This window comes from Mesorhizobium sp. YR577 (assembly GCF_900116595.1).
In the GTDB taxonomy this organism is placed as follows: domain Bacteria; phylum Pseudomonadota; class Alphaproteobacteria; order Rhizobiales; family Rhizobiaceae; genus Mesorhizobium_M.
In genome coordinates this window covers 289,204-311,180 of record NZ_FPBI01000004.1, presented here as the reverse complement: position 1 = coordinate 311,180, position 21,977 = coordinate 289,204, and the positions used below count along the sequence as shown (strand labels likewise).

The following is a 21,977-nucleotide window of genomic DNA, read 5'->3' as shown; positions in this document are numbered from 1 at the left end:
TCACTCCATCCATACAATACAGATTATACATATATTGCATGAAGTACGGAACATTTAGATGTTCTCAAAAAAATCCTACTCGAACCTCTCCGGCAGGTGATGCTCTTCGGCGAGGTCGGAGAAGCGGGTGAATTCGCCGGTGAAGGCGAGCGAGACCGTGCCTGTCGGGCCGTGACGCTGCTTGGCGATGATGACTTCCGCCTTGCCGCGCACGTCGTTCATCTCGGTTTCCCACTTGATGTATTCCTCGGTGCCGGGCTTCGGCTCCTTGTTCTTGAGGTAATATTCCTCGCGGTAGACGAAGATCACGACGTCGGCGTCCTGCTCGATGGAGCCCGATTCGCGAAGATCGGAGAGCTGCGGGCGCTTGTCGTCGCGGCTTTCGACCTGACGCGACAGCTGCGACAGCGCGATGATCGGCACGCTGAGCTCCTTGGCCAGCGCTTTCAGGCCCGTGGTGATCTCGGTGATCTCCTGCACGCGGTTCTGCGAGGCCTTGGCGGACGAGCCCTGCATGAGCTGGATATAGTCGATGACGATGACATCGAGGCCGCGCTGGCGCTTCAGCCGGCGGGCGCGGGCGGCAAGCTGGGCGATGGAGATACCGCCGGTCGAATCGATGAACAGCGGGATTTTCTGCATCATCTGCGAGCAGGCGACGAGTTTTTCGAAATCGTTCTCGGTGATTTCGCCGCGCCTGATCTTGGATGAGGGGATTTCCGTCTGCTCGGAAATGATACGCGTGGCGAGCTGTTCGGACGACATTTCGAGCGAGAAGAAGCCGATGACGCCGCCATTGGCCGCCTTGAATGAGCCGTCGGCCTGCTGCGCCGGCTCGTAGGCGTGGGCGACGTTGAAGGCGATGTTGGTGACGAGCGAGGTCTTGCCCATGCCGGGGCGGCCGGCAAGCACGATCAAGTCGGAGGGCTGCAGGCCGCCCATGCGCTTGTCGAGATCGCGCAAGCCGGTGGCAACGCCGGACAGATGGCCGTCGCGCATATAGGCGGCGTTGGCCATGTCGACGGCGGTTTTCACCGCATCGGTGAAGCTTTCGAAGCCGCCATCGTAGCGGCCGGTTTCGGCCAGCTCGAACAGGCGGCGCTCGGCGTCCTCGATCTGCTCTTGCGGGGCCATGTCGACGGGCGCGTCATAGGCGATGTTGACCATGTCCTCGCCGACCGTGATCAGCGCGCGGCGCGTGGCCAGATCGTAGATGGCGCGGCCATAGTCGGCAGCGTTGATGACGGTGACGGCTTCGGCCGCAAGGCGGGCGAGATAGTGGGCCACCGTCATGTCGCCGACCTTCTGGTCGGCCGGCACGAAGTTCCTGAGCGTGACCGGATTGGCCATCTTGCCCATGCGGATCATCTCGGCCGCAATCTCGAAGATCTTGCGGTGCAGCGGCTCGTAGAAATGCGAGGCCTTGAGGAAGTCCGAAACGCGGTAGAAGGCGTCGTTGTTGACGAGGATGGCGCCAAGCAGCGCCTGCTCGGCCTCGATATTGTTCGGCGCTTCGCGATAAAGCGGTGTTTCGGCCACGCCGAACTTTTGTGCTGCCTCTGCCATGACTTCCCCGATCTTGCCTGCTCCCTGCCGTACCAGATGCCGCTAGCGGGCGGTGAACAAATGCAGCGTGTTGCCCGCAATTCACAATTACGCCAAACCGTCCACAGCTACTTGGCCAGCCGGACGAATCTCGATTGACGCGAATCAGGATGGAAGCTTACCCCCGAGGGCCAGAACAAAACAGGAAAATGAGCGAAGCTTCCGACGTTATCCTCACCGCATCTTCGCGACGTGTCGGATGGGGTATCCCGGCCTCGATCCTGCTTCATGTCATTGTCGTCGTCCTTCTGATCGCCCTGTCCGGAACGAGGCCGCTGGACGTGCCGCAGGAGCACAATGTCGCTGTTGAGATCGTTCGGCCGAGTGAAGTACCGGCAGTAGCCGGAGAGCCCGAGCAGCAAGATGAGGCGTCGGCCATGCCATCCTCGCCGCCGTCGACTGACAGATTCGGCCCGGCGCCGGTTCGCCTGCCGGTCCAGCCGGACGACCAGCCGCCCGCGATGGTCAGGGCCAGCAGGATGATGTCGGAGGCAACCCTTGCCGATCCGCGCAGCAGGCAGGCGCGGGAAGGCCTGCGGGAACTGGCCGAGGCCGATCGCTCGGAACAATTGTGCAATATCGAGGCGATGGACCAGTTGCATGCGTGGCGCAACGACCTCCAGCCGGACCGCGTCGTTGCCTATGCCATGGCCGGCACGAAACTCGAGGAAAACACGATCCTGGCCGACGGCGCGGCATTCCGCAGCAAGAGCCTATGGTACAATCTCAAATTCAAATGCGAACTGACGCCGGACCACGCCAAGGTCGCGGCCTTCGAGTTCCTGGTGGGCGAGGCCATTCCCAAAGACAAGTGGGAAGAACGCAATCTGCCTTCGATACATTAAGGGTCACGATCGCAATTGGCTCGGCTGCCCGCCCATGCTGATATGGTTTGGGAGGACTTTCAGGGATTAACGCAATGAAGATAACGCACGCCACATTTCTCGCCGCCATGCTGCTTGGCAGCGCAGCCGGATTCTCTCCCGCAATCGCCGACACCGCAGCAGCCAAGGACCAGATTGCCCTGTTTGCGACGGTCAAGGGCGAGGGCAAGACCGGCATCGCCCGCAAGACCAAACCCGTCGACGCCCGTGCCGCCGTGCCGGGAGAGGTGATTGTTACCATTATCAAGGGCGAAGGCGTGGAGACGAAATCCAAGCCGGCGGAACAAGGCGACTGGGTCGTGCGCAACCGCTGCCCGGAGACCGGCAATGAGGAAATACTGGTCAAGGCCGCCAAGTTCCCCACCCGCTATGGCGAAGCGCAGTCCGAACCCGACGCGAACGGTTATCGCGCTTTCTCGCCCAAAGGCTCGGACATGGGTTATTTCATCGTTTCGCAGGAGATGGGTGATTTCACCTTCACCGCGCCTTGGGGCGAGGCGATGGTCGCCAGGCCGGGCGACGCCATCGTGCAGGTGCCCGACGATGTCAGCGACACCTATCGCATCGCGGCTGCGTCCTTCGCCTGCACCTACGAGATCGTGACGCCGGCGAAGCCCTGAGGCGGCAAAACGCGCTCGACCGCAAAAACGATCAAACGGACGGTTTCGGAAACGGGCATATCGGGCCATTGCCTGAAGGGAGTGACATGGACCCGGTATCGAAAGCGCTCTGGTTTGTCGAAAGCCACATTGCCAAGGAGATTTCGCTCGACGACATCGCCCTTGTCGGCGGCGTCTCGCGCTTTCATCTGTCGCGGGCCTTCGTCGCCGCAACCGGTCAGTCGGTCATCCGCTATGTGCGCGGGCGCCGGCTGAGCGAGGCGGCGAGGGCCCTGGCGGATGGCGCGCCCGACATTCTCGGCGTCGCGATCGATGCCGGCTATGGCTCCCATGAGGCATTCACGCGGGCGTTCCGCGACCAGTTCGGGCTGACGCCCGAGGCACTGCGCGCGCAACGCCATCACGACAACATCGAACTCGTGGAGCCGATCATCATGTCCGACCAACCAACAGTTACCCTGGAAGAACCCCGCTTCGTCGAAGGCAAGGCGATGCTGATCGCCGGACTTGGCGAGCGTTACGAATACGACAGGACCAACAACCTGATTCCGGCGCTGTGGCAGCGTTTCAACGAATATGAAGGCAGCATTCCCGGCGCGGTGCCGAATGCCTGGTATGGCCTGTGCTGCAATTTCGACGACACCAGCTTCGAATATGTCAGCGGCGTCGAGGTCAAGGATTTCTCGGAGATGCCGAAGGAATTCAGCTGCGTGCGGGTGTCGCCGCAGAAATATGCGGTGTTTACCCATCGCGACCATATCTCGGCTATCCGCGGCACGATGCACACGATCTGGAGCAAGTGGCTGCCGGAATCGCAGTACAAATCCGCCGATGCACCGAGTTTCGAGCGCTATGGTCCGGAGTTCGATCCGCGCAGCGGAAATGGCGGGCTGGAGATATGGGTGCCGATCAAGGATTGACCGTCTTGCCGGTCACGCCCCGCGCGGCGCGAACAGGATGATCGAGGCGCCGGCGACGCAGATCGCAGCACCCAGGACATCCCAGCGGTCGGGGCGGACGCCTTCGGCCAGCCACAGCCAGAAAAGCGAGGCGGCAATGTAGATGCCGCCATAGGTGGCGTAGGCACGGCCGGCGGCCTGCGTGTCGACAAGCGTGAGCAGCCAGGCGAACAGGATGAGCGACACCTGGCCCGGCACGAGCCAGAGCGGTGATTTCTCCAGCCGCCACCACGCCCAGAAGGCAAAGCAGCCAGCGATTTCACAGATCGCGGCTGCGATGAAGATTGGAATGGTCATAGGTGGGGCTTCCGGTTGAGGTTGGCGCTGCCCCTCACCCTTACCACAGCAGGGCGAGTCGCGGGCCTCGCCCGTCTTTACGGCAGGGCAATTGCATATGAAAATTGCGATGAATGTTGCTTGTGATAACCCCCACCCCTAACCCCTCCCCACAAGGGGGAGGGGGACTCTTGCGGCTGTTTTGCGACGCGAAACTATCAATGATCCGCGCCTTGCGAGGATGCCACAAGGTTTCCCTCCCCCTTGTGGGGAGGGGTTAGGGGTGGGGGTTCCTCATATGCGACAGCCCCGCCGTAAGAGGGCGCCAGTGGTAGGCGCGTGAAGGGGCGTGGACCTTACGAGAAAAAACCTTACTCGCCCGCTTCGGGAAGCCGCCGCGATCTCTGCGGCTTCTTCACGGTTTCGGCTTCCGGCTGGTGTGCCGCCTCGTGCATGGAGAGGGCCTTCTCACACTTGCCGATATAGTCGCGCGTCAGCGGCACGATGTCGTTGCGGCGGGTGAGCTGGATCTGGAACACCATGAGGTCCTGCCAGCGGAACGCAGCTTCCGAGCCGGCGAGATAGAATTCCCACATGCGGCAGAAGCGCTCGTCGTAGATTTCCTTGGCGCGCTCGCGGTTGGCCATGAAGCGCTCGCGCCAGGCCTTCAGCGTGTCGGCATAGTGCATGCGCAGGACTTCGACGTCCGAGACCATCAGGCCCGACTTTTCGATATGCGGCAGCACTTCCGAAAGGGCAGGGATATAGCCGCCGGGGAAGATGTGCTTGCGGATGAAGGCGTTGGTGGCCGAGGGCGGCCCGCTGCGGCCGATCGAATGCAGCACCATGACACCGTCGGGCTTGAGCAGCGTGGCCACCTTGTCGAAGAAGGTGCGGTAGTGGTTGACGCCGACATGCTCGAACATGCCGACCGAAACGATGCGGTCGAAACGCTCAGTCAGGTGACGGTAGTCGCGAAGCTCGAAATGGACGTGGTTCTCAAGCCCCTCCGCATTGGCGCGCTCGGTGGCGACCGCATGCTGCTCGGTCGACAGCGTAACGCCGAGAACGTCGGCATCGAAGGTGCGGGCGAGATAAAGGCCGAGACCGCCCCAGCCGGAGCCGATATCGAGCACGTTCTGGCCGGGCTTTATGCGCAGCTTGGCAGCGATGTGCCGCTTCTTTGCGAGTTGGGCTTCCTCCAGCGTCATGTCCGGCCGCTCGAAATAGGCGCAGGAATATTGCATGTCGTCGTCCAGGAAGAGCTTGTAGAGCTCGCCCGAGAGGTCGTAGTGGCGCTGCACGTTGCGCCTGGAGCGGCCGGCCGTGTTCAGCTGGTAGAAACGGCGGAATGCATGGCGCAGGCCTTCGACGGCTTTCGTCCATGACGCCTCGATGCCGCCCGGACCCATGTTCTGGAAAGCGATGCGCAGCACGCCGAGAATGTCGCCCTCAACGACGTCCAGTTCGCCTTCCATGAAGGCTTCCGGCAGCGCCAGCATGGGGTCGAAGGCGATAGCGCGTTCTGCATGGCGGGTGTTGATGACGACATGGACGGGCTCGCCGGTACCGTCGCCGAAAGTGTGTGTGGAACCATTCGGCCCGGTGACGGAGAGGTTTCCCGTGCGCACGAGACGGTCGATAATACGTTGAAGCAGAATGTTCATGCCAAGGCACCCGATGCTGATTCTAAGATGGGGTCGACATCATTCTGCGTCAAAGCGCCACGGCTGAAAATGTTCCAGCTTGTACAAAAAAGCCCGGGTTTTCACCCGGGCTTTGGTCCAGTTCACGAATGAACAATCGGTTTTTCAAACCGTGATCAGGCTTCCTCGCCTTCTTCCTCGTTCGGGTCGAAGAAGTTGTCGGGGCGGGCATTCTCGTTGATGTCGTCGCCGTAGATGGCTTCGGCCGAGTCCAGCTTTTCGCCGGCTGCCTGGCGCTCTGCTTCGTCGGCCGTGCGGGCAATGTTCAGCGTGATGGTGACTTCGACTTCCGGATGCAGCGCAATGGCCACATTGGTCAGGCCGATGGTCTTGATCGGCTGGTTGAGCTCGACCTGGTTGCGGCTGACCGAGAAGCCTTCAGCGGTGACGATGTCGGAGATGTCGCGGGTCGAGACCGAACCGTAGAGCTGGCCGGTTTCGCCAGCCGAACGCACGACGATGAAGCTCTTGCCGTCGAGACGGTCGGCGATCTCCTGGGCTTCCGACTTGCGCTCGAGGTTGCGGGCTTCGAGCTGGGCGCGCTGGCCTTCGAACTTGTTCTTGTTGCCTTCGTTGGCGCGCAGCGCCTTGCCCTGCGGCAGCAGGAAGTTACGGGCAAAGCCGTCCTTGACCTTGACGGTGTCGCCCATCTGGCCGAGGCGGGAAATGCGTTCGAGAAGAATGACTTCCATGGTTTCGTTCCTTTTCGTTGTCGCCACGAGGGGCGGAAATCTGGAACAGGTCAGGAAGCAAAAGGGCGTTGTCGCCGGTGTCGCTGTCCTGCCTGTCGCGGCAGTTAGGGATCGTCACCGATCCCAACTCGGGATTTTACTCAGCTCCTGATCCGCGCCCGTCGCGGGGGAGAGTGTGGCGGGCGGTAAACCGCCCACCACAGAAGGCTATTACTTCACCACGTAGGGCAGCAGGCCGAGGAAACGGGCGCGCTTGATCGCCTTGGCGAGTTCGCGCTGCTTCTTCTGGCTGACGGCGGTGATGCGCGACGGCACGATCTTGCCGCGCTCGGAGATGTAGCGCTGCAGCAGACGCACGTCCTTGTAGTCGATCTTCGGAGCGTTGGCGCCGGAGAACGGGCAGGTCTTGCGGCGGCGATGGAACGGGCGCCGGGTCGGGATCTGATTGATGTCGACCATTATTCTGCAGCTCCTGCCTCATCACGCGGCCGGCGCGGAGCGCCGTCACGGTCACCAAAATTGCGCGGGCCACGATCGCCACCGCCATCGCGGTCGCCGAAGCTGCGCGGACCACGGTCGCCGCGGTCACGGTCGCCGAAGCTGCGGTTCGGGCGGTCGCCACGATCGCCGAAGCCACGGTCGCCACGCTCGGAGCGCTCTTCGCGCTTCTGCATCATGGCGGAGACGCCTTCTTCATGAGCCTCGACCTTGACGGTCAGGAAGCGCAGGACGTCTTCGGAAAGACCCATCTGACGCTCCATCTCGTTGAGAGCGGCCGGCGGGCAGGTGAGATCCATAAGCGTGTAATACGCCTTGCGGTTCTTCTTGACGCGGTAGGTGAGGGACTTCAGTCCCCAGTTCTCAACCCGGCCAACGGACCCGCCATGCGAGGAGATGACACCCTTGTAGTGTTCCACAAGTGCGTCGACCTGCTGCTGCGAGAGGTCTTGCCGGGCAAGAAACACATGTTCGTATAGAGCCATTGTTCTTTGCCTTTCTTCGTTTCCCTGTCCGGTTCCCGGCGGCTAAAGCCTCTGCAACTTCTCTTGATCCTTCGAGGGCCTGTTGGCCACCTCAGGAGAAGAAAGGAGCATGACGAGACGGTCGAGAGCGGAGACACGGGAGGCGGAAGCACTTTTTGCTTCACACGGCGGCTTTCTTGCGGAAAACCTCCGGCCCTCCGTTCAGCCCCCAGCTGGGACCGGCAGATTGCGGGCGTCTATACAGCATTCTGGCGGGAAGGCAAGGGTAGGGCCTGATCGCCGGTTTGGCCCGGTCTTCAGGTTCGAGGCTTCCGACGCAGAAAATTGCGCGCGCTCTGCCAACGCATCCTTAACCACCGCGCGAAATTGCGGGCAAGGGTACCCCGGAAATCAACGATCTCTTCACTGTGTTCACCCAGAAATCGCGGTAATAGGGCAATCCGGGGGTACATTTAAATGCTCGTCACGCGGTTCTGGCGCTCGACCAGCGGCAACTTCGCCATGATGTTTGCCGTGTCGCTGCCCGTCATGCTAACCGGCGTCGGCTTTGCGCTCGACGTCTCCAACCTGATGACGGCCAAATCCAATCTGCAGAACGCGCTCGATTCGGCAGTGCTCGCCGCTTCCCGGCTGGCTGACAAGTCGACATCGCGCGACGATCTTTTCGACGGCTATTTCAAGGCCAACACAAGCGGCCAGGGCAACCTCGTCAACCCATCTGCTCATCTGACGGTGGAGCAGGGCGTCAACTACATCAAGACCACTGCGACGGCCACGGCTGATGTGGCTCTTAATTTCAGCTTCGTCTTCGGCAAGAACGGGCATCTCTCCGTCAAGGCCAGCGCTTACGAATCGACGGCGAAGCTGGAAGTGGCGATGGTGCTCGACAACACCGGCTCGATGGGCGACGCCAATATGAAGGCCCTGCGCGAGGGCGCAACGCAGCTCGTCGACATTCTCAAGCAGGCCAAGACGGAAAAGCCCGAGCGCGAAATCCGCGTGGCGCTGGTGCCGTTCGTGACGGCGGTGAACATCAAGGGCGTCGGCTTCAAGGAAGACTGGATCGACAAGCGGACGATCATTCCTGTGAACGACAAGAGCACGAACGGCCTCAACTTCGAGTATCTTTCCGCTACCGACAAGCGACGTTACGGCCACTGGGATCTTCTCAAGAAACTCTACCCTAATGCCGCCCCCCTTGATTCGTGGAAAGGCTGCGTGGAAGCCCGCACTTCGAAGTTCAACGCGGATGGCACTCCAAACCTGACCACTGACGCTTTGAACCTCGACGATACGCCTCCGGCCAAGCTCGTCTACACCGCAGCCGATCAAACGGGGAATGTAAAAGCCGAGACCGTGTTCGTGCCCTATTTCGCGCCTGACGAACCCGGCGCTGCAAAAGCTTCCCCCAACAGCGCCACGGCGTTCAACAACAGCTACCTGAGCGACGGCAACAAAGCATCGACGAAGGCGGCGCAAAAGACGCAGCAAATGGCTGTGGCTAAATACTCCAACGTTAGCATCAGGAATACCGCAGTGATCAACACGGCGGCGCCGGCAACGACCGGACCGAACTATGCCTGTCCGACACCGATCGCGCCGCTGACTACCGATCTTGAAAGCCTCAAGACTGATATCAGCAAGATGGTCTACTGGTATGGTTCGGGAACGAACGTGTCCGAGGGACTGGCGTGGGGCTATCGCGTCCTGTCGCCGGGCGAGCCTTACGACCAGGGTGACGCTTTCAATTCGGACCAGACGTCCAAGGTCGTGGTGGTGTTCACCGATGGCGAAAACAACGTTTTTGGCGCATCCAGCGAACTGGCCAATCAGTCCGACTACGGCGCTTATGGATATTTCGACACCTACCGCATGGGCACGAGCAGCTCGACCAGGGCCACTGCCTTGACCAACGTCAACACCTGGACGGACGCCATGTGCACGCGCCTGAAGAACCAGGGCGTCAAGGTGTTCACCGTCGTTCTGGGTGCTGACACGGCTGCAAACCGCAAGCTCTACAGCGGCTGCGCCTCGACGCCGGCGAACTACTATCCGACTAAGGATGCCACCCAGCTCAAGGCCGCCTTCGACAACATCGCTTATGCGATTACGGACCTTTACGTCACGAACTGACGGTTTCTTCACGCAATTCCGGACGGAAAACCGCAGCGCGCTTTTCCTGGAATTGCCGCCGCCGCCGTCAGTCTCAGGTCGCCGGCACCGGCTTGCCCGTCGTCTCGGGGAAGAACTCCGGTGCGGCATGGCGCTTGCCGAACATCATGTCGTATTGCAGCAGGCGATAATCGCGGATCTCGGGATCGATCTCCTTGGCGCGCGACCAGTCGGGCAGGGCTTCGTCGTTCGGCGTGACCAGCATGTTGCGGTCGACGACGCGGAAATGCTCACGCACGCCGCCGAGGAAGCCGGTGTAGTAGGGATGGCTGATGCCGGCCGTCTGCAGCACATGCAGCGGCAGGAAGGCCGGGCTGATCGAGCCGATGTTTTCCGCCGGCCCACTGCGGTTCGACCAGATCACCAGCGGCGTCTCATGCTGCAGGCTCATCTCGGGGAGCGGCGCCTTGCGCGGTGCGACCTGGTCTTTCATGAACCCGGTCTCTATATAGACCGGCCCTAGCGGCGGCAGGTGGTCGCCGAAGAAGGCGATGACGGTCGGACGCTCGCGGTTCTTCGCCCATTCGATCAGCCGCGCCAGGCCCTTGTCGCCGTCGGAGGCGCCCTCGGCATAGCTCAGCACCGAATCGCGCGCCGTCTGGCTGACATTGCCCGAGACGGTGTGGCTGGTGTCCCAATAGCGGTTCGGCTCGTAGGGGCCGTGATTCTGCAGCGTGACGGTGAAGATGAAGAACGGATCGTGCGTGGCGTCGGCCTGGCGGATGATCTCTTCGGTCAAGGCCTTGTCGGACACCAGCGGCCCGCGCGAGGCGAGCGGCGGCAAATTGTCGGCCGACAGGAACGTGTCGAAGCCGAAGGCCTGGTAGACGGGCGTGCGGTTCCAGAACCAGCCGCCGAAGGGGTGGATGGCCTTGGTGGCGTAGCCTTCGCTCTTGAGGAAGGTGGCGAGCGAGGGAATCGGGCTGCGCACATATTGCTGATAGGGAATGCTGCCATAGGGCAGGAAGGCGTTGGAAAAACCTGTCAGCGCCTCGAACTCGACATTGGCGGTCATGCCGCCGAATTCCGGCGAGAAGATATGGCCGGATTCGAGCGAGCGCACATTGGCGATGGGGTCCGGCGTGATTTCGAGGCCAGGCAGCCGGGTCGGATCCCAGAAGGATTCGTTCATCACGATGATGATGTCGGGCTTTTCGGCGGGCAGCACCGGATTATCGGCCTCGGGCCGCGTGATCGCAGCGATCGCCTTGTCCGAATAGCCGGCGGGCGCCAGCACCTTTGCCATCGGCACGTTCAGCGCGAAGGCGATGGCGAAGCCGTTACTGTTATAATTCTCCTTCTGGTCCCACATGATCGGGATGATCTGGAGCCGGTCGCGCGCCCAGGAGAAGGTTGCGTAGTCCATGATCGAGCCGAAGAACACCAGAGCCGGCAGCGCCAGGCCGAGGCGTGTGATGCGCGCGCGCCACGACAGCGCCGGTATGCGGCGGCGCCAGAACTTCCAGGCGTAAACCAGCATGCCAATCGCTGCGATCGCCCCGATCACCATGAAAACCGCCGACATCGGGCGCTGTCGCACCAGAAGCGGCGTCAGTTCGACAATCTGGCGGGCATAGAGAAAGTCGGTCGGATAGAGCGGATCGCCAAGATAAAGTGATTTCTGATGGCCGATGAAGGCCAGAAGCAGCGCCAGCGGCGCGACCAGCAGCAAAGCGTGATGCGCGCGTCCAAGCAGGGCGTCGAGAAATACCAGCACCAGCGCAAAAATGACGACGGTTGTCCAACCCGGCCGGAACGGCTGCTGGAAAAACAGCAATGTCTGCTCAAGCGAGCCGCGAACGATCAGTTCGACGCAAAATACCAGAAGTGCCGATATGATGACGGTAAGCGCCAGGGTTCGGGCAAGATGGAGTACCTGCACGCGGCGTTTTGCACGGCCGCCGGCACTCTCACACTCCGTATCCCCTTGTGCCACAGTAAGCCGATTTGACAACTCACGAACCTCGAACGCGAAACAAAACCGTCATCTCACTGTCATCGAACCGTCACAAAATCTAGCGTCTGTGTTCAAAATGGGAAGGCCGCCGGTAAATTACTGTTGCATTTTTTCATGTAGCGGCAGGTAGATAGCAGCCGCGCTTCACGATCTGTGGCCTTGACTCGGTCGGCTTTCCTGCGCCACAGGGCCTTTCCGACAAACAAATCCGGGAGCGGGACATGGCCGTTGCATTCACCTTTCCAGGCCAGGGCAGCCAGGCCGTGGGCATGGGCAAGGACCTGGCGGAGGCCTTTCCGGAGGCCCGCGCGGTGTTCGACGAGGTCGACGAGGCGCTTGGCCAGAAGCTTTCGCAGATCATGTGGGAAGGCCCCGAAGAGACGCTGACGCTGACCGCAAACGCGCAGCCGGCGCTGATGGCCGTGTCGATGGCCGCGATCCGGGCACTGGAAGCGCGCGGCTTTTCGCTGAAGGACAAGGTCGCCTACGTTGCCGGCCATTCGCTTGGCGAATATTCGGCACTTGCCGCTGCCGGCACATTCTCGATTGGCGACGCGGCACGGCTGCTGCGCATTCGCGGCAATGCCATGCAGGCCGCCGTGCCGGTGGGCGAGGGCGCGATGGCGGCGATCATCGGGCTTGAGCAGGCCGACGTGGAAGCCGCCTGCGCTGAAGCGGCGCAAAATTCGGTCTGCCAGATCGCCAATGATAATGGCGGCGGGCAGCTTGTCATTTCGGGCGCCAAGGCTGCCGTCGAACTGGCGGCAAAGCTGTGCACGGAAAAGGGCGCCAAGCGCGCGCTGATGCTTTCTGTCTCCGCACCGTTCCATTCCGCCCTGATGGGTCCGGCGGCGGACGCCATGCGCGAGGCGCTGGCCGGCGTGACGAAGAATGTGCCTTCGGTGCCGGTCGTGGCCAATGTCGTCGTCCGGCCGCTGAGCGATCCAGACGAGATCGCCGCCCGCCTCGTCGAGCAGGTGACCGGCCGCGTGCGCTGGCGCGAAACGGTGGAATGGTTCGGCGCAAACGGCGTGACCACGCTTTATGAAGTGGGGGCGGGCAAGGTGCTTTCCGGCCTCGCACGGCGTATCAACAAGGAAATCGTCACCGCAGCCGTCAACAACCCGGCCGATGTCGATGCCGCCATTGCGGCGCTGGCCTAGTTCAAGAAACTCGACCTCTCCCTTACCAAGGGAGTGCTCTACCACCACGAAGGGGAGTCAAAAATGTTCGATCTGACCGGCCGCAAGGCACTCGTCACCGGGGCAACCGGTGGTATTGGCGAGGCAGTCGCCCGTGCGCTGCATGCACAGGGCGCGACAGTCGGCCTGCACGGCACGCGCGTTGAGAAGCTTGAGGCACTGGCTGCCGAACTGGGCGACCGCGTAAAGCTGTTTCCGGCGAACCTGTCGGATCGCGACGAGGTCAAGGCGCTTGGCCAGAAGGCCGAAGCCGATCTCGAAGGCGTCGACATCCTCGTCAACAATGCCGGCATCACCAAGGACGGCCTGTTCGTGCGCATGTCCGACGCCGACTGGGATGCCGTCATCGAGGTCAATTTGACGGCGGTGTTCCGCCTGACGCGTGAACTGACGCACCCCATGATGCGCCGCCGCAATGGCCGCATAATCAATATCAGCTCCGTCGTCGGCGTCACCGGCAATCCCGGCCAGGCCAATTACTGTGCTTCCAAGGCCGGCATGATCGGATTCTCGAAGTCGCTGGCGCAGGAGATCGCCACCCGCAACGTCACCGTCAACTGCGTCGCGCCCGGCTTCATCGAATCAGCCATGACCGAAAAGCTGAACGACAAGCAGAAAGAGGCGATCATGGCCGCCATCCCGACCCGCCGCATGGGAACGGGCGCCGAAGTCGCCTCGGCGGTGGTCTATCTGGCGTCCAATGAAGCCGCCTACATCACCGGCCAGACGATTCATGTGAACGGCGGCATGGCGATGATCTGAGAACCTTGTTGATAATTCTATCCTGTCGGCCATCTTGCGCGGTTTTCTGCGCTTCCGGTGCTCACATACTTTATGTACGCTCCGCTCCGCTCCGGTTCTCGAAAGCCACGCCACCTGACTCGACAGGGCGAATTCTTAACAAGGTTCATGCCGCGCTATGACCAAACAAGGCGTTTTCGCATTGGACGCGGGCGTCTTTTCGTGTAATGCGGCCATCAACGCGGCGATTTCGGCAAACCTCCTGCCATTGCCGCTACGTTCCCGGGAGGGAACATCTTTCAACTTGATTAGCGGCAGTCGTGCCGTTAACGAAGACGAACAACAAGAGACGAGGATGCCCAAATGAGTGACACCGCAGAGCGCGTCAAGAAGATCGTTGTCGAACATCTCGGCGTCGAGGCCGACAAGGTAACGGAAGCCGCCAGCTTCATCGATGATCTCGGCGCGGACAGCCTTGACACGGTCGAACTCGTCATGGCCTTCGAAGAAGAATTCGGCGTTGAAATCCCTGACGATGCAGCCGAGACGATTCTGACCGTCGGCGACGCCGTCAAGTACATCGACAAGGCCTCGGCCTGACGCCTAGTCAGCAGTCAGCATTTCCGAGAGTATCGCTATGAGGCGTGTCGTCGTCACCGGCATGGGTCTGCTTTCGCCTTTTGGCGTTGGCGTGGAACATGGCTGGAAAGAAATCCTGAGCGGCAAGAGCGCCGCCAGGAAGATCACGGAATTCGAGGTCGAGGATCTTGCCTGCAAGATCGCGCATGTGATTCCGCGTGGCGACGGCAGCAACGCCACCTTCAGCCCGGAAGCCTATCTGGAGCCGAAGGAACTGCGCAAGATCGGCGACTTCATCCTTTACGGGATTGCGGCCGCCGACGAAGCGCTCAAGGATTCCGGCTGGGAACCCAAGACGCCCGAGGAACAGCACGCCACCGGCGTGATGATCGGTTCCGGCATCGGCGGTATCGAGGGCATCGCGGAAAATGCGCTCATTCTCAAGGAGCGTGGGCCGCGCCGTATTAGCCCCTTCTTCATTCCCGGGCAGATCATCAATCTGGTCTCCGGCCAGGTCTCCATCCGGCACGGGCTGAAGGGCCCGAATCATGCCGTGGTGACCGCCTGCTCGACGGGCGCGCATGCCATCGGCGACGCGGCCCGGCTGATCATATTCGGCGATGCCGACGTGATGCTGGCGGGCGGTGCCGAAGCGCCTGTAACGCGCCTTTCGCTTGCCGGCTTCGCCGCCTGCAAGGCGCTTTCCACCGATCGCAACGACACGCCCGAACAGGCTTCACGCCCCTATGACCGCGACCGCGATGGTTTCGTCATGGGCGAGGGTGCCGGTGTCGTGGTGCTCGAAGAGCTAGAGCACGCCAAGGCGCGCGGCGCCAAGATTTATGCCGAGGTGACGGGTTACGGCCTGACCGGCGATGCCTACCACATCACGGCTCCGGCCGAGGACGGCGACGGCGCATTCCGCTGCATGACCGCTGCGCTCAAGCGCGCCAACCTGCAGCCGGCGGACGTGGACTACATCAACGCCCACGGCACATCGACCATGGCCGACACGATCGAGCTTGGCGCGGTCGAGCGTCTGGTCGGCAATGCGGCGTCTAAGATTTCGATGTCATCGACGAAGTCGGCGATCGGCCACCTTTTGGGTGCGGCCGGTGCTGCCGAGGCGATCTTTTCGGTGCTTGCCATTCGCGACAACATCGCGCCGCCGACCATCAATCTGGACAATCCAGAACGCGAAACGGCAATCGACCTCGTGCCGAACAAGGCGCGCGAGCGCCAGATCGATGTAGCGCTGTCCAATTCCTTTGGTTTCGGCGGAACGAATGCGTCGCTGGTTTTCCAGCGCTATAACGGCTGACGGCTGCCAATAGGGCCGTTTCGCCGCGAATTTTGACATATTCGTGCCTAGGGTCTGCCTTCGACCCTTTTCTCGGTGGGGATTCGTCTGATTGCAAAGTGTTGAGGCGCTATGAACACCAATCCTTCCGACGGCGAATTCGGCCGGCGTCCCGAGCCGCCTAAACCGATCGTTCCGAAGAGCGCCAGCGAAGCACTGCGCCCGGAACAGGGCACACCGCCGCCGAAACGCACGCGCTCGCGCGCCTCGCGCAATCAGTTCGTTGTGTTCCTCAACTTCATGCTTTCGCTGGTTATTCTGGCGGTCATCGTGGCCGGCGGTGCGGTCTATTTCGGCAAGCGTGAATTCGAAGGCCCCGGCCCGACGACTACGGCGCAGACCTTTATGGTCAAGCCCGGCACTGGTGTCCAGGACATCGCCGACCAGCTCGAGCGTCGCGGCCTGATCAGCGATGCGCGCATCTTCCGCCTTGGCGTGCGCGCCTATGGCAACGACATGGCGCTGAAGACCGGCGAATACGAGATCAAGCCGGGCGCTTCCATGCATGAGGTTATGGAACTGCTCAAGAGCGGCAAGTCGGTGATGTATTCGCTGACGATTCCCGAGGGCCTGACCGTCGAACAGGCGTTCCAGCGCATCGCCGAACAGGACGCGCTGACCGGTGACATGCCGGCGACCCTTCCGCCGGAAGGCAGCCTCGCCACGGACACGCAGCGTTTCATGCGGGGCGCGACGCGCCAGCAGATCATCGACAAGATGCTGGCCCACCAGAAGCAGCTCGTCGAAGACATTTGGGACCGCCGCTCGCCTGATCTGCCGCTGGCCGATATCAACGAATTCGTCACGCTGGCTTCCATCGTGGAGAAGGAAACAGGCCGCAACGATGAGCGCTCGCGGGTTGCCGCGGTGTTCATAAACCGCCTGAACAAGAATATGCGGCTGCAGTCCGACCCGACCATTCTCTACGGTCTGTTCGGCGGCAAGGGCCGGCCTTCCGACCGGCCGATCTACCAGTCCGACATCCAGAAGCCGACGCCCTACAACACCTATGTCATCAACGGCCTGCCGCCGACGCCGATCGCCAATCCGGGCAAAGCCTCGCTTGAGGCGGTCGCCAACCCGTCGAAAACCGATGATCTCTACTTTGTCGCTGACGGCACCGGCGGGCACGTCTTTGCGAAATCGCTCAACGAGCACAACGAGAATGTGGCGCGGTGGCGCGCCGTACAGAAGAAGCAGGCCGAAGAAGCCGCCAAAGCTGGGGAAACGCAAGGAACGACAGAGGGCGCGCCGGTACCTGCGGCGCAATAGGAACCCGCTGTCTCTACACGATGATCAGTTTGTATCGGGCCGCTTGCCGGCCCGCCGCATTTGCAGAAGCGGATTTCCGCGACTTTGCCGTTAGAGGAATTCCAGGAAAAGCGTGAAACGGCTTTCCGTCCGGAATTACGTAAAAACAAATACTTAGAGCGGTTCAACGATTCTATCAAAAACTGAACCGCTCCAGGCACGGAGAGGGGGCGAGGGATGACATTGCAGAGCATGACGGGCTTTTCTCGCGCTTCGGCCGAGCATGATGGCACGGCGATTGCCTGGGAACTGAAATCGGTGAACGGCAAGAGCGTCGAGGCCCGGTTCCGGCTGCCGCAGGGTTTCGAGAGGCTGGAGCCGCAGGCGCGCCAGGCCGTGCAGAAGCGCTTTTCGCGCGGCAATATGCAGGTGACGCTCACGATCACGCGCGCTGCCGGCATGCTGGTGTCGCCGGTCGTCAACGAAGTCCTTCTCAAGGATCTGGCGGGGCTGGCAAAGCGCCTGCAGGAGCAGTTCGGCGCCTCCCCGCCAACAGCGGACGGCCTGCTCGCCCTGCGCGGTGTGCTGGACATTCCCGAGACGACCGAAACCGAGGAGACGCGGGCCAGCCTGGACGCAGCCGTGCTGAGCGCGCTCGACGCTGCCTTGACCGGGCTGGAGCAGGCACGCCAGGCTGAAGGGAAGGCGCTGGGCGATCTTCTGCTTGGCCATATCGACACGATAGAGGCGCTGACGCTCAAGGCCGAGGCCGATCCGTCGCGCGAACCTGCCGTCATCCGCGCGCGGATCGCCGAGCAGGTCGCGCTTCTGATGGATGCCGCCAGTAATCTCGACGAAGGCCGCCTGCATCAGGAAGCGGCGTTTCTGGCGACCAAGGCCGATATCCGCGAGGAAATCGACCGGCTCAAGACCCATGTGGCTTCGGGCAGGGCGCTGCTCTCGGGCGGTGGCTCTATCGGCCGCAAGCTCGACTTCCTGGCACAGGAATTTAACCGCGAATCGAATACCTTATGCTCGAAATCGAACGCTGCCGCTGTTACAGCCATCGGGCTGGAGCTCAAGGCCGTCGTCGACCAGTTTCGCGAGCAGGTTCAAAATCTGGAGTAATGGCCTATGGCCGCTGAGACCAATATTCGCCGCCGTGGCCTCATGCTGGTGCTGTCGTCCCCTTCCGGGGCCGGAAAGTCGACCATTGCGCGCAATCTGCTGGAGAAAGACCCGGCACTTAGCCTGTCGGTCAGCGTGACCACGCGTCCGCGCCGCGGCAGCGAGATCGACGGCGTGCACTACCATTTCGTGACGCAGCGTGATTTCGAGCGCCTGCGCGATTCCGATGCGCTGCTCGAATGGGCCGAGGTGCATGGCAACTATTACGCCACGCCGCGCGAGCCGGTCGAGGCGGCGATGGCGGAAGGCCGCGACATGCTTTTCGACATCGACTGGCAGGGCGCGCTTCAGCTCAAGGACAAGATGCGGGTCGACATCGTCTCGATCTTCATCCTGCCGCCGTCGATGACGGAACTGAAGGCACGGCTGAAGCGCCGCGCCGAAGACGCCGATGCAGCGATCGAAAAGCGCCTGCAGAATGCGCGCGAAGAGATCGAGCACTGGAAGGAATATGATTTCGTCGTCGTCAATCACGACTTGAACCAGGCTTATGCCGAGGTCAGGGCGATTGTTGCAGCCGAACGTCTGCGCCGCGACCGTCGGCCCGGCCTGTTCGATTTCATCTCAGGCTTGCTCGACGAGAAACTGTAGTTTTCCCGCCGAAGTCAGGCCGGGAAATCCGGACGCCCGGCCGTCTCGGCGGGCGTCAGGTGCTCGACGATCTGGACGAGGTCCGTCCACTGGATTTCCGGATAGTGCTCGCGCATGCCTTCCAGCATGACATCCTTCGGCCATTCCGCCTCGCGCCCGACAAAGGCCGCCGCCTGCGACAGCGGCAGGTCGGTGCAGCGAGTGACCCAGACGATTGCTGTCTTCGCGGCGTCACCGTCGCAGACATAGCGCATGTAGCCCGGTTCGATCCGGGTTTCGCGCCAGCGGATCGTGCTGGTTTTCTGCCCGGTCTCGACAAGCGGGAAAAGTCGAGGGACCACGCCGAGGCTCTGCATTGTCAATCCTTGCGCGACACGGCATTCGCCAGCGCCACGAACTCTGCGATATCCAGCGTTTCGGCGCGGCGGGTGCCGTCGATGCCGGTGGCTTCCAGCAGGCGGGCGCCCTCGATGCCCTTGAGGCTCTGGCGCAGCATCTTGCGGCGCTGGCCAAAGGCAGCTTCCGTGACACGCCCCAGCACGCGTACGTCGGCAGGGAGCGGATTCTCGCGCGGGATGAGATGCACGACCGACGAGGTGACCTTCGGCGGTGGCGTGAAAGCCTGCGGCGGCACGTCGAAGGCGATCCTGGCCTGCGTGCGCCAGCCGGCCAAAATGCTGAGCCGGCCATAGGCATCGCTGTCGGGTGCCGCCACGATGCGCTGCGCCACCTCGCGCTGGAACATCAGCGTCATCGAGGAATAGAAGGGCGGCCATTGCGGCACTGTGAGCCAGCGAATGAGCAGTTCGGTGCCGATGTTGTAGGGCAGGTTGGCGACAATCTTGACTGGCTCGCCGCTGGCGAGTGCCGCAAAATCGGTTTTCAACGCGTCGCCTGAAACCACTTCCAGCCGGCCGGGATAATGCGCCGAAACCTCGGCCAATGCTGCAAGGCAGCGCTCGTCGCGCTCGATCGCTATGACGCGCTTTGCACCGTTCATCAAAAGCGCCCGGGTCAGTCCGCCGGGGCCGGGGCCGACCTCGATGACGGTTGTGGCGCTGAGATCGCCGGCAGTGCGGGCGATCTTGCCGGTGAGATTGAGGTCGAGCAGGAAATTCTGGCCGAGCGACTTCTTGGCCTGAAGCTCATGCCGATCGATGACATCGCGCAGCGGCGGCAGTCCATCGAGCGTCATTTGGCTTGGCTTTCATTGTTGGCGAGCAGCCGGGCGAGCGTCAGCGCGGCGATCAGGCTGTCGGGGCGGGCAATGCACTTGCCGGCGATGTCGAAGGCCGTGCCGTGGTCGGGCGAAGTGCGGATGAAGGGCAGGCCGAGCGTGACGTTGACCGTCTCATCGAAGGCCAGTGCCTTGGCGGGGATCAGCGCCTGATCGTGATACATGCAGATCGCCGCATCGTAGCCGGCGCGTGCACGCGGGTGAAACATCGTATCGGCGGGCAGCGGCCCGAAAGCGTCGATGCCGGCGCGGCGCAGCGCCTCTACTGCCGGGCGGATGATCGCCTCGTCCTCGCCGCCCATGGCCCCGCCTTCGCCGGCATGCGGGTTGAGGCCGGAGATCGCCAGACGTGGCTTTGCAATACCGAAACGCGCGGCGAGATCATGCGCCGTGATGCGGGAGATTTCTTCGATTGTCGCCTGGGTAAGCGCGCCCGGCACGTCGGCCAGCGGAATGTGAATCGTAACCGGCACGGCGCGCAGATCCGGTCCCGCAAGCATCATCACGGGGATGATCTCGCGGCCTTCCTTCAAGCCGGCGAGGTGGGCGAGATATTCGGTGTGGCCGGGAAAGCGGAAGCCGGCATCGTAGAGCGGCTTCTTGGCGATGGGGCAGGTGACGACGGCAGCAGCCACGCCGGAATGGACATCGGCGACCGCGCGGTCGATGGCCTCGACGATGCCGGCCGCATTGGTGGCATCAGGTAGGCCCGGAGTATCCGTGAAGCGCGCCTGGAGCGGCACGACGGGCAGGGCGTGGGGGAAGACGGCTGCCGCGTTTGCCGGCGTCGTTTCCTCGATCGGGACGGTGATGCCGAGATGCCGCGCGCGGGCGGCAAGTAAAGCGGGATCGGTCAGGAGGTAGAAGGGCGCAACGCTGTGCTCATTGCGCGCCTGCCACGCGGCAATGGCGATCTCGGGGCCTATGCCCGAAGGATCGCCCGCCGTGAGTGCCAGCAATGGGTCGTCATTGCGTGGCTGCACAATGGATCAGCGCTCGACGATGCGGGCATTCTTCCGCAATTCGGCGATGTACTTCTTATCGAGTTCGCCGGCCTGGTCGTCCTTCGAGCCTTCGGACTGGAACACCATCTTGGCGACGCGGTCGTCCGAGACTTCGCGCGAACTGCAGACGCCGATGAATTCGACGCCGCGATCCGTTTCACGCACGCCCGTCGCGCCACCCGTCTTCGTCTTCTTGATCTGGTCGGCCCATTCGGCCGGCAGTTCAGGCGCAAGCACGCGGCCGAGGTCGCGCACGGTCACGTCCAGCAGGCCCTTGGCGAACTGGCGGGTGCTGTCGCAGCCGCTGAAGCGGGCACGCATGGCTTCAGCCTCGCGCTTGCGCTTGCCGATATTGCCGCGCTCCTTTGCGGGCACCACGAAGATGACCTGCTGAAGCATGTATTCGGTGGCGGACGGCTTGTTGCCGCCCTGCTGAAGCATGCGCTGGACGACGTCCTGCTCGCTCATGCTGCCGCCCTGCGAGCGGAATCGCGCCGAAAGTGCTTGGTTCCAGCCCATCTGGGTGCCGATGAACTGCTTGAAATGCTCTGCCGTCACACCGGCCTGCTGAAGCACGCCGGTGAGCTGCGAGGGCTTCATCTTGTTGGAGCTCGCAAAGCGATTGAAAGCGTCTTCGATCTGCTGATCCGAGACCTTGATGCCGAGGCGCTTCATTTCCGCCGTGCGCAGCGTCTGGTCGATCATCTCGTCGGCAGCGAGCTTGTTGAGATTGCCCTTGCGGTGCTGCAGCTTCATGAATGCCGCGCGCCGCTGAATATCGTAGGTGGTGATCGGCACGTTATTGACGACGTATTTGATCTCGCTGGCCTGGGCCGGCTGAACGGCCATCGTCAAAGGTGCCGAGCCTAGCGCGACAAATAACGCCAATCCGGTGGAAAGAAGATACTTCCTGATCGAAGTCATGCCGTTCGATCTCCGTGCTCGATTTTCTTGCTGAATAGTCATGGTT

The 21,977-nt window shown here is 62.1% G+C and carries 22 protein-coding genes; 11 read left to right on the top strand and 11 right to left on the bottom strand.

The window, feature by feature from the left end; genetic code table 11:
* Positions 1-75 precede the first annotated feature (75 nt).
* Positions 76-1,566: a replicative DNA helicase gene (locus tag BM413_RS08400; protein ID WP_091912230.1), complete on the bottom strand. Its 1,491-nt coding sequence runs from the start codon at positions 1,564-1,566 to the stop codon at positions 76-78.
* A 188-nt stretch (positions 1,567-1,754) separates the two neighbouring features.
* On the opposite strand from BM413_RS08400, the gene BM413_RS33550 reads away from it, so the two are divergent.
* The 3 genes from BM413_RS33550 to BM413_RS08385 all read left to right on the top strand — a co-directional run bounded on the left by BM413_RS33550 (position 1,755) and on the right by BM413_RS08385 (position 4,029).
* On the top strand, positions 1,755-2,450 hold the full coding sequence (locus BM413_RS33550) for a DUF930 domain-containing protein (protein ID WP_244537803.1): 696 nt from the start codon (positions 1,755-1,757) through the stop codon (positions 2,448-2,450).
* A 74-nt stretch (positions 2,451-2,524) separates the two neighbouring features.
* Complete coding sequence (locus BM413_RS08390; protein WP_091912227.1) at positions 2,525-3,109, top strand: hypothetical protein; 585 nt, start codon at positions 2,525-2,527, stop codon at positions 3,107-3,109.
* An 86-nt stretch (positions 3,110-3,195) separates the two neighbouring features.
* Positions 3,196-4,029 (top strand): AraC family transcriptional regulator, encoded by an 834-nt coding sequence (locus BM413_RS08385; protein ID WP_091912225.1) that lies wholly within the window; start codon positions 3,196-3,198, stop codon positions 4,027-4,029.
* A gap of 12 nt (positions 4,030-4,041) precedes the next feature.
* Here the strand turns inward: BM413_RS08385 and BM413_RS08380 are convergent, their stop codons facing one another.
* The 5 genes from BM413_RS08380 to rpsF form a co-directional block, all read right to left on the bottom strand.
* Positions 4,042-4,365 (bottom strand): YnfA family protein, encoded by a 324-nt coding sequence (locus tag BM413_RS08380; RefSeq protein ID WP_091912223.1) that lies wholly within the window; start codon positions 4,363-4,365, stop codon positions 4,042-4,044.
* Positions 4,366-4,715: 350 nt separating this feature from the next.
* Positions 4,716-6,011, bottom strand: coding sequence for an SAM-dependent methyltransferase (locus BM413_RS08375; RefSeq protein ID WP_091912222.1), 1,296 nt, complete (start codon positions 6,009-6,011; stop codon positions 4,716-4,718).
* Positions 6,012-6,166: 155 nt separating this feature from the next.
* Entirely contained in the window at positions 6,167-6,742 is a 576-nt protein-coding gene (gene rplI / locus BM413_RS08370; protein ID WP_091912220.1) for a 50S ribosomal protein L9, read from the bottom strand.
* A gap of 210 nt (positions 6,743-6,952) precedes the next feature.
* Positions 6,953-7,201: a 30S ribosomal protein S18 gene (gene rpsR, locus BM413_RS08365; protein ID WP_019170551.1), complete on the bottom strand. Its 249-nt coding sequence runs from the start codon at positions 7,199-7,201 to the stop codon at positions 6,953-6,955.
* Positions 7,201-7,725, bottom strand: coding sequence for a 30S ribosomal protein S6 (rpsF, locus tag BM413_RS08360; protein ID WP_091912218.1), 525 nt, complete (start codon positions 7,723-7,725; stop codon positions 7,201-7,203). The genes rpsR and rpsF overlap by 1 nt, the downstream gene beginning before the upstream one ends.
* A gap of 456 nt (positions 7,726-8,181) precedes the next feature.
* On the opposite strand from rpsF, the gene BM413_RS08355 reads away from it, so the two are divergent.
* Positions 8,182-9,858 (top strand): pilus assembly protein, encoded by a 1,677-nt coding sequence (locus tag BM413_RS08355; RefSeq protein ID WP_091912216.1) that lies wholly within the window; start codon positions 8,182-8,184, stop codon positions 9,856-9,858.
* A 73-nt stretch (positions 9,859-9,931) separates the two neighbouring features.
* Here the strand turns inward: BM413_RS08355 and BM413_RS08350 are convergent, their stop codons facing one another.
* On the bottom strand, positions 9,932-11,779 hold the full coding sequence (locus BM413_RS08350) for an LTA synthase family protein (RefSeq protein WP_244537801.1): 1,848 nt from the start codon (positions 11,777-11,779) through the stop codon (positions 9,932-9,934).
* Between the two features lie 296 nt (positions 11,780-12,075).
* Between BM413_RS08350 and fabD the strand changes: the two genes are divergently transcribed.
* The 7 genes from fabD (at position 12,076) to gmk (ending at position 18,766) form a co-directional block, all read left to right on the top strand.
* The gene (fabD, locus tag BM413_RS08345; protein WP_091912212.1) at positions 12,076-13,017 is read left to right on the top strand and encodes an ACP S-malonyltransferase; all 942 of its coding nucleotides are present in this window, start codon (positions 12,076-12,078) and stop codon (positions 13,015-13,017) included.
* Between the two features lie 63 nt (positions 13,018-13,080).
* Complete coding sequence (fabG, locus tag BM413_RS08340) at positions 13,081-13,818, top strand: 3-oxoacyl-[acyl-carrier-protein] reductase (RefSeq protein ID WP_091912211.1); 738 nt, start codon at positions 13,081-13,083, stop codon at positions 13,816-13,818.
* 342 nt (positions 13,819-14,160) lie between these two features.
* Positions 14,161-14,397: an acyl carrier protein gene (locus tag BM413_RS08330; RefSeq protein WP_019170544.1), complete on the top strand. Its 237-nt coding sequence runs from the start codon at positions 14,161-14,163 to the stop codon at positions 14,395-14,397.
* Between the two features lie 37 nt (positions 14,398-14,434).
* The gene (gene fabF / locus BM413_RS08325) at positions 14,435-15,697 is read left to right on the top strand and encodes a beta-ketoacyl-ACP synthase II (protein ID WP_091912208.1); all 1,263 of its coding nucleotides are present in this window, start codon (positions 14,435-14,437) and stop codon (positions 15,695-15,697) included.
* 111 nt (positions 15,698-15,808) lie between these two features.
* On the top strand, positions 15,809-17,008 hold the full coding sequence (gene mltG, locus BM413_RS08320) for an endolytic transglycosylase MltG (protein ID WP_091912206.1): 1,200 nt from the start codon (positions 15,809-15,811) through the stop codon (positions 17,006-17,008).
* A 216-nt stretch (positions 17,009-17,224) separates the two neighbouring features.
* A complete protein-coding gene (locus BM413_RS08315) occupies positions 17,225-18,115 on the top strand; it encodes a YicC/YloC family endoribonuclease (RefSeq protein WP_091912204.1) in 891 nt (296 codons plus the stop codon).
* Positions 18,116-18,121: 6 nt separating this feature from the next.
* Positions 18,122-18,766 (top strand): guanylate kinase, encoded by a 645-nt coding sequence (gene gmk / locus BM413_RS08310; RefSeq protein WP_091912202.1) that lies wholly within the window; start codon positions 18,122-18,124, stop codon positions 18,764-18,766.
* 14 nt (positions 18,767-18,780) lie between these two features.
* Here the strand turns inward: gmk and BM413_RS08305 are convergent, their stop codons facing one another.
* From BM413_RS08305 to BM413_RS08290, 4 genes are read right to left on the bottom strand one after another with little or no spacing between them, the layout of a single operon-like run.
* Complete coding sequence (locus BM413_RS08305) at positions 18,781-19,122, bottom strand: ASCH domain-containing protein (protein WP_091912200.1); 342 nt, start codon at positions 19,120-19,122, stop codon at positions 18,781-18,783.
* A gap of 2 nt (positions 19,123-19,124) precedes the next feature.
* Positions 19,125-19,961: a 16S rRNA (adenine(1518)-N(6)/adenine(1519)-N(6))-dimethyltransferase RsmA gene (gene rsmA, locus BM413_RS08300; RefSeq protein ID WP_091912198.1), complete on the bottom strand. Its 837-nt coding sequence runs from the start codon at positions 19,959-19,961 to the stop codon at positions 19,125-19,127.
* Positions 19,958-20,962: a 4-hydroxythreonine-4-phosphate dehydrogenase PdxA gene (pdxA, locus tag BM413_RS08295; protein WP_091912297.1), complete on the bottom strand. Its 1,005-nt coding sequence runs from the start codon at positions 20,960-20,962 to the stop codon at positions 19,958-19,960. Before pdxA ends, rsmA begins: the two co-directional genes overlap by 4 nt.
* Positions 20,963-20,992: 30 nt before the next feature.
* Positions 20,993-21,931 (bottom strand): peptidylprolyl isomerase, encoded by a 939-nt coding sequence (locus tag BM413_RS08290; RefSeq protein WP_091912196.1) that lies wholly within the window; start codon positions 21,929-21,931, stop codon positions 20,993-20,995.
* Positions 21,932-21,977 lie beyond the last annotated feature (46 nt).

What these genes read in the sequence shown, in the direction of transcription:
- mltG (WP_091912206.1), top strand. Translation starts at nt 15,809, where the DNA reads ATGAACACCAATCCTTCCGACGGCGAATTCGGCCGGCGTCCCGAGCCG.
- fabF (WP_091912208.1), top strand. Translation starts at nt 14,435, where the DNA reads ATGAGGCGTGTCGTCGTCACCGGCATGGGTCTGCTTTCGCCTTTTGGC.
- BM413_RS08400 (WP_091912230.1), bottom strand. Translation starts at nt 1,566, where the DNA reads ATGGCAGAGGCAGCACAAAAGTTCGGCGTGGCCGAAACACCGCTTTAT.
- BM413_RS08385 (WP_091912225.1), top strand. Translation starts at nt 3,196, where the DNA reads ATGGACCCGGTATCGAAAGCGCTCTGGTTTGTCGAAAGCCACATTGCC.
- BM413_RS08375 (WP_091912222.1), bottom strand. Translation starts at nt 6,011, where the DNA reads ATGAACATTCTGCTTCAACGTATTATCGACCGTCTCGTGCGCACGGGA.
- rsmA (WP_091912198.1), bottom strand. Translation starts at nt 19,961, where the DNA reads ATGACGCTCGATGGACTGCCGCCGCTGCGCGATGTCATCGATCGGCAT.
- BM413_RS08355 (WP_091912216.1), top strand. Translation starts at nt 8,182, where the DNA reads ATGCTCGTCACGCGGTTCTGGCGCTCGACCAGCGGCAACTTCGCCATG.
- BM413_RS08290 (WP_091912196.1), bottom strand. Translation starts at nt 21,931, where the DNA reads ATGACTTCGATCAGGAAGTATCTTCTTTCCACCGGATTGGCGTTATTT.
- rpsR (WP_019170551.1), bottom strand. Translation starts at nt 7,201, where the DNA reads ATGGTCGACATCAATCAGATCCCGACCCGGCGCCCGTTCCATCGCCGC.
- fabD (WP_091912212.1), top strand. Translation starts at nt 12,076, where the DNA reads ATGGCCGTTGCATTCACCTTTCCAGGCCAGGGCAGCCAGGCCGTGGGC.
- BM413_RS33550 (WP_244537803.1), top strand. Translation starts at nt 1,755, where the DNA reads ATGAGCGAAGCTTCCGACGTTATCCTCACCGCATCTTCGCGACGTGTC.
- fabG (WP_091912211.1), top strand. Translation starts at nt 13,081, where the DNA reads ATGTTCGATCTGACCGGCCGCAAGGCACTCGTCACCGGGGCAACCGGT.
- BM413_RS08330 (WP_019170544.1), top strand. Translation starts at nt 14,161, where the DNA reads ATGAGTGACACCGCAGAGCGCGTCAAGAAGATCGTTGTCGAACATCTC.
- BM413_RS08315 (WP_091912204.1), top strand. Translation starts at nt 17,225, where the DNA reads ATGACATTGCAGAGCATGACGGGCTTTTCTCGCGCTTCGGCCGAGCAT.
- BM413_RS08390 (WP_091912227.1), top strand. Translation starts at nt 2,525, where the DNA reads ATGAAGATAACGCACGCCACATTTCTCGCCGCCATGCTGCTTGGCAGC.
- rplI (WP_091912220.1), bottom strand. Translation starts at nt 6,742, where the DNA reads ATGGAAGTCATTCTTCTCGAACGCATTTCCCGCCTCGGCCAGATGGGC.
- rpsF (WP_091912218.1), bottom strand. Translation starts at nt 7,725, where the DNA reads ATGGCTCTATACGAACATGTGTTTCTTGCCCGGCAAGACCTCTCGCAG.
- gmk (WP_091912202.1), top strand. Translation starts at nt 18,122, where the DNA reads ATGGCCGCTGAGACCAATATTCGCCGCCGTGGCCTCATGCTGGTGCTG.
- BM413_RS08305 (WP_091912200.1), bottom strand. Translation starts at nt 19,122, where the DNA reads ATGCAGAGCCTCGGCGTGGTCCCTCGACTTTTCCCGCTTGTCGAGACC.
- BM413_RS08380 (WP_091912223.1), bottom strand. Translation starts at nt 4,365, where the DNA reads ATGACCATTCCAATCTTCATCGCAGCCGCGATCTGTGAAATCGCTGGC.